General features: G+C 39.4%; 11 protein-coding genes and 1 pseudogene. 11 read left to right on the top strand and 1 reads right to left on the bottom strand.

What is annotated here, in order from left to right:
* Positions 1-134 precede the first annotated feature (134 nt).
* From ACTNBF_RS15865 to tnpB, 11 genes and pseudogenes are all read left to right on the top strand, one after another.
* Complete coding sequence (locus ACTNBF_RS15865) at positions 135-308, top strand: hypothetical protein (protein WP_441050306.1); 174 nt, start codon at positions 135-137, stop codon at positions 306-308.
* Between the two features lie 48 nt (positions 309-356).
* On the top strand, positions 357-2,210 hold the full coding sequence (locus tag ACTNBF_RS15860; RefSeq protein WP_441050307.1) for a hypothetical protein: 1,854 nt from the start codon (positions 357-359) through the stop codon (positions 2,208-2,210).
* A 15-nt stretch (positions 2,211-2,225) separates the two neighbouring features.
* On the top strand, positions 2,226-2,414 hold the full coding sequence (locus ACTNBF_RS15855) for a hypothetical protein (protein WP_441050308.1): 189 nt from the start codon (positions 2,226-2,228) through the stop codon (positions 2,412-2,414).
* A 15-nt stretch (positions 2,415-2,429) separates the two neighbouring features.
* Positions 2,430-2,840, top strand: a pseudogene (locus tag ACTNBF_RS15850) (hypothetical protein); the annotation flags it as partial.
* Between the two features lie 40 nt (positions 2,841-2,880).
* Entirely contained in the window at positions 2,881-3,060 is a 180-nt protein-coding gene (locus tag ACTNBF_RS15845; RefSeq protein ID WP_441050309.1) for a hypothetical protein, read from the top strand.
* Positions 3,061-3,456: 396 nt separating this feature from the next.
* Entirely contained in the window at positions 3,457-3,696 is a 240-nt protein-coding gene (locus ACTNBF_RS15840) for a hypothetical protein (protein WP_441050310.1), read from the top strand.
* Positions 3,697-3,813: 117 nt separating this feature from the next.
* Positions 3,814-5,127 carry an IS4 family transposase gene (locus tag ACTNBF_RS15835; protein WP_441050311.1) on the top strand — a complete coding sequence of 438 codons (1,314 nt, stop codon included), beginning with the start codon at positions 3,814-3,816 and terminating at the stop codon, positions 5,125-5,127.
* 1,111 nt (positions 5,128-6,238) lie between these two features.
* A complete protein-coding gene (locus tag ACTNBF_RS15830; RefSeq protein WP_441050312.1) occupies positions 6,239-6,502 on the top strand; it encodes a hypothetical protein in 264 nt (87 codons plus the stop codon).
* Positions 6,469-6,804, top strand: coding sequence for a hypothetical protein (locus ACTNBF_RS15825; protein WP_441050313.1), 336 nt, complete (start codon positions 6,469-6,471; stop codon positions 6,802-6,804). The genes ACTNBF_RS15830 and ACTNBF_RS15825 overlap by 34 nt, the downstream gene beginning before the upstream one ends.
* 53 nt (positions 6,805-6,857) lie before the next feature.
* On the top strand, positions 6,858-7,253 hold the full coding sequence (tnpA, locus tag ACTNBF_RS15820; protein WP_441050314.1) for an IS66 family insertion sequence element accessory protein TnpA: 396 nt from the start codon (positions 6,858-6,860) through the stop codon (positions 7,251-7,253).
* Complete coding sequence (gene tnpB / locus ACTNBF_RS15815) at positions 7,246-7,509, top strand: IS66 family insertion sequence element accessory protein TnpB (RefSeq protein ID WP_441089645.1); 264 nt, start codon at positions 7,246-7,248, stop codon at positions 7,507-7,509. Before tnpA ends, tnpB begins: the two co-directional genes overlap by 8 nt.
* On the opposite strand, the gene ACTNBF_RS15810 is transcribed toward tnpB, so the two are convergent.
* Positions 7,486-7,848 (bottom strand): ATP-binding protein (locus ACTNBF_RS15810; protein ID WP_441089644.1); only part of this gene is annotated, 363 nt, incomplete at its 5' end. The two genes, tnpB and ACTNBF_RS15810, sit on opposite strands and share 24 nt — an antisense overlap.

Raw genomic sequence — 7,848 nt, 5'->3', positions numbered from 1 at the left:
ACATTATACCAGAAAAAGGGAGGTCAATGCTCTTTTTATTTGCATTCTCCCATAAAATCAAGGTTTTTATTGAATTTTGGAACAAAAAAACAGGTAGTTTTTGACACTACCGATATGAAGAGGGAGGTATAACTATGAAAGTAAAGAATATGGCTCTGCAGAGCATTAAAAAGGGACAGGGAGTAGAACGTGAAAGTGTCCTTGATAAAGGTGGTGTATGGATAAAACCGACTATGGTTTTTGAGATGAAGAAAACATATAACCGAAAGCGCCAGAAGCAGGAATTAAGAAAGATGATGGAATATTAGAGCTGCCGAGAGAAAGGGAAAGAAATACTGTATAGAGGAGTGGGGTACATGAAAGACAGAAGTACTATGGAACCAATTGAATATATTGCGGAAAGCGTATTTTGGGGCTTGATAAGCATGATTTGGTATAAAAATATTCTTTTCCGCTGTCTTCCAAACCTGACATATGAAACATCCAGGTATGTTCTTTGGAGTATGCTACTAGCTTCGATAGTAGTCTGTTCTGGATATTTCTTTAGAAAGAAAAGGACTGGTTGGAGTGTTTTAGTATCATTAATGTTTCCTTATGGTCTCTATACTATTGGAGCATATTGGAAAACGCTTCAGAGCAGAATCGCAATCGTGTTTGTGATTTCGACAGTAATATCTTTCCTGTTGGGAATTCTTGTGATGACACGCAGAATTAATCGTAGAAAAAGCTTAAAACGCGTTATTGTGAAAAGAATTCAAAGATGGGCTTCTACGACAGGAACCATTTTTTCTATTGCGATGGCGGTGATTATGGTGCCACTTCTGTTACAAGGTGCCTTTGGGATGACTCTTTTTAAGCCTAATGTCGAAGCTAATATTGGAATTGGAACAGAAGAACAAACAATTTCCAATAATATTGATATGGTTTTAAAATTACAGGCAGAAGAATGGTGCTCACTTAGTACGAATGAAAAACTCAACGTACTTCAGTGTGTGGCAAATATCGAGGCACATTATCTAGGAATATCTAACGAGTTGAATGTAGGTGCTTCCAATTTACCGGAATATACGCTTGCCTGTTATTCAGATGCCACCCACACAATCTATCTCAATCTTGAACACTTGGAAAACGATCCCGTGGACGAGGTTTTGAACTCGTGTTGCCATGAGGCCTACCATAGTTATCAACATAGATTAGTTGACGCTTATAATGAAGCCTCTGAAGAAGTTCAGAAGCTTCGTGTTTATAGGAATACTGTTCATTATGTTGATGAGTTTGGCGCCTATGTGAATGGATATGAAGACTTCTGTTCATATTATTCGCAGCAGTGTGAGAAGGATGCGCGTACATATGCAGAGGATGCTGTTGAGGATTATTATTCAAGAATTGATGAGTATCTAAATGGCGATTCGGAACAAAAGGATGGGCTGGTTATTGGATCTTATTTGAAACAGTATTCAGTGGAAGTTTCACCGGAAGGAGAATTTTTACTGGATCCAGACGGTAACAATATTGCTGGTCCATATCGTAAAGTATATGCTGACGATTTGAAATGGTGCTGGGATGAAACATGCCGGTATGAGGATGCAAATGGTATGTTAGGATACTTGGCACCCGATGGGAAAGAATTGACTTCAGCGTTGTTCGTTGAAGCATCGGAAATGTCTGATGGAAAGGCTCGGGTTAGAGAAAAGTCCGGAGGCGTGTATTATATTAATTCTTCCTTTGAAAGAATATCTGATGAATATCTAGATGGATTCGAATATGAACATCAAGGCCTTTTTGCCAGAGTTCAGCTAGAAGATAAAACCTGGGGGATAATTGATAGGCATGGTGATCTCGTGCTTGAAGGCGCAGATTCAATTCAACCATTGCCACTTGTTACCATATATGGTAGTGCGATAATTGGTGGTAAGGCTTGTTTGTTAGAGTTGGATCTTGATACTGTAGAGCAAATCAAAATTGTTAAAGAGTTCGACGAGTTTAGTGAAATCTCAGAAGTGTACTATGGATTGTTTGCAACCGTAATTAATAGTGAGGGCATGATCGGTGTTGTTGATTGCACCGGAGATGTTGTCATTCCAGCTCAATATAAGTCTATAGATTATGAAGTAATCTTTAATGAAGAGTCTGTGTGGGTTGGAGGTGATATCGTCTTTCATTGTTATGAAGAAAATGGATTGGAAAAAATCATTGAGAAAAAGTGGTGAGAAGGAAGAAATACAATGAAGAAAAAAATTGTTATTATTAGTGGTTTCTCAGGCGTTGGAAAAGGCAGTGTGATACATCGGCTTATGGAAATTGATGAGTTGGTTTTTAAGGATCAATCAAAGATTTGGCTTTCCGTGTCAGATACTTCAAGAACAATGCGAAATAAGGAAGATAACTATAACTTCGTCTCTATAACAGATTAACAAAAACGAGTAAATGAAGGCTATTATCTTGAATATAATTGTTATGATGAAAATGGTTACGGAACTCCAAGCGAGCCGGTTCTTGATGCCCTTAGCAAAGGAGAAACTGTCATCCTGGAAATTGACAGAAACGGTATGGAGCAGATCCTGTCAGATGAGCGCCTGATAGACGTGGATATTATTACTATATTTATTTGCGCCAATGCAAATAAATTACAAGCCAGGCTGCTTCATAGAGGAGACGGCAAAGACGATATTTCGCGGCGAATGATCATTGCGTATAACGAATTGAGCCACTTAAGTAAGTATGATCATATATTTATCAATGATGACATTGATAAGACAGCGCTTCGTGTGTGGGCGTTGATTCATGGGCTCCCCGTATCGGATGATGTTTTTAGTGAAGACTTATTTTATCAAGGATAATACTTGTTTCCTTTTGAAGGCAATAGGAGGAATTGCAGCTATGAATATAAGACATAAAAAGTTTGTCGAAACTATAAGACTTAAAATTGATGTGGAGGAAGGGGCACCGAAATCCTTTTCAAATGAATCGGATGAGGACGTGGATACAGATTCTTTTGACCTACAGGCCGAATTGGAAAGAAAGTTTGATGAAATTTTTGGACCGCTTGATGATAACTAAAGTGATGCTTGACCCGGTAAGCTTTTAATGCTCCCGGGTTTTGTTATGCATAAAAGGGATAGAGTGTAAATTCAGCCATCCCCCCTCCAGTTAAGTGAATGGAGCATGAGATACTCTTTTCACGGGAACGGTCGAGAATCTTATTCTCAGCAAAAAGGATGAGAATTCCCCCTCCCCAATATAGAAATGGTCTATGAGATAATTAAAACATCGAAGGATACTTCGATGCAGAACTTTGAAAACTGCATAAATCACAATGCAAAATGCCTGGTTATCGGGGCGTATAGTTCGATAACAGCGACCATTGAGCGGCTGAAGACCTCTGGGGAATGTGACACCAATCGTTGCACGGTAATCAAAAATCAATTCAACATAGATACAAAGGAGAATTCAACTATGAAGAGAAATAGCTATTCTAACGAGATTGCAAACGTTGTTAAGCAGTTCCTGGATGAAGATGATTGGCATTATTCTTTTGATGAGAATAAGGGCAATTTTCAGTTTGGACTCTGTATCGATAGCAAAATGAAGAATATTAGATATCTTGTTGACGTAGACGATCAATGTCATTTACTTAAAGGATTCATGCCGAAAATCGGCATGGATCCTTTTTTAACCTGTAACTCAAAAAAATGAAAAAAGGCTTGACAAAACCTCCAAAATGTGCGGCCATTTCTGAATACCTCAGAAAAGGCCAATTAATCAAGAAACTATATCTTTTGATATTTACTTGATTAAGGGAGGTAAACCATTATGAATTATTCTAAAGCTGTTAAAGCTACACTTCTTGCTTCAATTAATGATCTTGCTGCTGATCCTGAAAAATACGCAGTTCAGCCCGGCAAGGATTTCACTCGCAACCGAAAAATAGGATTCAGAGATTTTCTGCTCCTCTTTCTCACAATGGAAGCGGATTCCATTAAAGAAGAGCTGTACCGTTATTTCGGCCGGGTGAAGGAGGCTCCATCAAAAGCCGCTTTCTATAAACAGCGCAGGAAACTGAAATACGATGCCCTGCGTCACCTGCTCATTTTATTTGAGCAAAAATGTAAAAAGAAGCTTTTTAATGATAAATATCGCCTGATTGCCTGTGATGGTTCAGCGGTTGATATTTTCAGAAATCCTGATGATAAAGATACTTTTTTTGAACCTAACGGGAAATCTACCAGGGGATTTAATCAGATCCACATCAATGCTTTCTTTTCCATCCTTGATAAGAAATTTACAGACCTCCTCGTCCAGCCGGCGAGAAAACGTAATGAATACAAAGCTTTCTGTCAGCTGGTTGACCGCGCACAGGATGATGGTATTCCCAACATCTATATATGCGACAGGGGTTACGCTTCCTATAATGATTTTGCACATGTCATAGAAAAAGGCCATTTTTTCCTGATCCGGTGCACAGACCGGAAAACAGAAAAAATACTGGGGTTTCCACTTGATGATGTCAGGGAACTCGATCTTCACGTTGACCGCATACTGACGAGATCGAACGCAAAGAAAAAGCGGCTTCATCCTGAGTATCCTGACAGATACAGATATATCTGTCAGGAAGTTCCAATGGATTTTATCACCGATGAACAGCCGGAATATAATATCTCACTGCGTGTGGTCAGGATTGAAATTACAGATGGCTGTTTTGAAAATATCATTACCAATCTTCCGGATATGGAGTTTGACATTGAAGATTTCAAGGAGTTATATCATCTCAGATGGCAGGAAGAAACGGCATTCAGAGATTTGAAGTATCCTCTTTGCCTGAAAGCTTTCCATTCCAAAAAGTATGAATACATAGAGCAGGAAGTCTGGGCCAGAGCGATCCTATACAATTTCTGTTCCGAAATATACATGCATGTGGAAATTGATAAAAAGGCTACAAAACTGACTTATCAGATCAACTATACAATTGCACAAAAAACATGCAGAGACTTTTTGCGACAGCGCAATGCAGATGATGAAATAGATGTGGAAGGTCTGATTGCCCAAAATATTGAGGCAATCAGACACGATCGAACATTTGCCCGCCAGCAAAGGTTCAAACTTCCAATGAGTTTCTGTTATCGCTAGAATCAGAATAACTCTCCATTAGTATAAACCATTTTCAGGCGAATGAACATCCCTTTTTTAGGTATAGTAATTCGTCTTATTGTGCTGCCCTGACAGCGTTTTTTTAGCCACAGAAACGATAGTTTTTACTTCTTTATCGTCTAATCTGCAAATTTCTGCTTCTTACCACTGGTTATATTCCTTATGTTGATAATCTTTCATATGTGAAAATGATAAAATCTGATATTCATTTTTTAAGTTAATGACATTGGTAGACGATGACAATGTACGCTTCCATACGAAATGCTCGTGCAGGTGAACGCATATTATGATGAAGAATGCAGAAAGCTTGAAAGTCATATAAGGGAACTTGAGGAGAAATCAGCCTGCATGAAAGCTGAATTGAAGGAAGAAGGTGATGCTGCCTAACGATAATGTATATCATCCAAGCTAAACAGCCATTACTTTCTTTTCTCTTCCCCCTTAAGAGTTTGAGAATCCTGTTTGGTAAAGTTAAATCAAGGATCAATCAAAACATAAACTATATCAATATTTGAATCATGTCTGTGATCAACTCGATGAACAAAGCGTGTCAGCGCTTCGAGGTGTGTGGTAGGCTCAGTAAGTCTCTGCAAGGATACCTGTAGGGGCAAACTGTCTTAGTTTAGTGATAAATTGAGAGGAGATGGAATCATCAACAGCAACACATATCGCAGAACTGTTTGCTTTAAATAGCACGACCCTTCTGGGTGTAGCAATAGACGCCCACTGTGTGGGAATAACCCTATGGGATATCGGCCTGGAAACCGATACGACGGAGGGAATCCAAATAATGCACTTTGCCTTGAAATGAAGAAATTCATGTATAACAGAAGCGGTTGGTAAGAGTAGCCGAATGGCATCATCGGAAGATGGATATTCTCTCTGAATGATCGGTGAATTTAAAGGTAATCAATCCTTTACAGGCTTGGGCATTTGCCAGGGCAAGAAGTTAAGGGTAGCTCCCTGAAGCTCAGACTTGTCTTCCTGTTGGCTGAATATTGAAGAAAAACAGAAGATGTACGGCGAAGGCCGGATCACAGACATGATTGAGGTATTGATGTCATGAATAAAGGAGCTGAGGAGCTTGGATATGCAGAAACTGCCGGTATCAATAACAAATTGGATCTTATTATCTGATTATCTGAAAGAATCGTCAGAAGTGAGGATATTTATGAAGGTTATTAGAGAGTATTCTCTTCTCTTACCCTTATATAAACTCTATGAAATTTTTGCACTGGCAGAGAGGAGGCTGTCAGAAAACGAGTTTGAATTATTGATTGAAGAACTGTGGAGAAACATCTATGAACTGGAGGTGGATCATTGTTTAAAGAGAAATTATTTGATGCGGCATTAGCTAACAAGGCTGCAGAAATTCCGGTTGCTATTACTCCAAAACCAGGAATGCGACAAGCATTTGCAGAGATGTTAGAAATCTTAAAACACTGCAATGATGAGGTGATGTCGTGTGTACCGGAAAGATTTGTCACAATACTGAAAAAACATATGGATCCAAATTGGGTTGTAAATCTTGATTTTTCCAAGGAATTGAAAGACATGGACATGCTGGTTGATACAAGAGTTCTTTTGCACTGGATTCATAGAGATTTTCTATGTTCAGAAACTGAACGGGGTAAGCGTCAAATAGACCGTGTCTAGCATCCAGGACTCCTATCGGTTATACTTAAAAAAAATCTTTAGGAGCAATAGCCATGAAAGATAACGATTATAATGTCAAGGCTGAATACTGGCGTAAGATCATAACTCAATGCAACAATCGCAGCAGTGATATCAGCAAAGCAGAATGGTTAGATCAGCATGGCATCGCACACGCTACTTATTATAAGTGGCAAAGGATATTACGCGATGACGCCATTGAGCAGATCAACGATCAGAAACAGTTACCAGAACCAAAAGCATTTGTGGATATCACACCAGTGGTTCAGGGGAACACTGCTGAAGCCACAGCTGTTCCTGCATCTGTTCCACAGGCTGATACGCTTTGCCCTGAGGCTATGATCCTGATCAACGGATATCCCGTTTATGTCAGCAGTTCACTGAACCCCGGTACGCTTGAGACCATTGTGAAGGTTTTGAAAAATGCTTAAGGATGGAAATTTCAAACGTGTGATCATCTGCTGTAGTATGGTTGACCTCCGCAAAGGGATCGATGGACTGGCATCTTATGTCAAGCTCAACTATGGCCTTGATACCCTTGAAAGAGGGACTGTCTTCCTTTTCTGCGGCACCAGAAATGACCGCATCTGTATTTCGTCAAGTGTTTTTCCCAAAAATCGGAAAGAAAAATTCCCAATCTTAGGAATAGGATATTCCCATATATCAGCAGGAAACATTTTCATATGATTGTGGTGCAGTCTGTCGCATAAGTGCGTGTTCCATTCTGTAGCTCTTCCCTGAAAAGAGAATCAAATGTCCATGATGTACCAGACGATCAATCATTGCAGCAGCCATCTGTTCATCAGTAAATATGCTTCCCCATTTAGAGAATTCCAGATTGGTGGTTAAAATCATGCTTTTACTTTCATAACTGTCTGAAATCACCTGAAATAACAACTCTGATCCGTCTCTGTCTACTGGTACATATCCCCATTCATCAAGGATAAGCAGATCCTGATTGTTCAGATCATTACGGAGTCGCTCAAGCGTACCATTCTTCCGTGCTTCTGAGAGTTTTAATACAAG

The organism is Bariatricus sp. HCP28S3_A4 (assembly GCF_052066395.1).
Taxonomy (GTDB): domain Bacteria; phylum Bacillota; class Clostridia; order Lachnospirales; family Lachnospiraceae; genus Allocoprococcus.
This window is presented reverse-complemented; position numbering and strand designations above follow the sequence as displayed.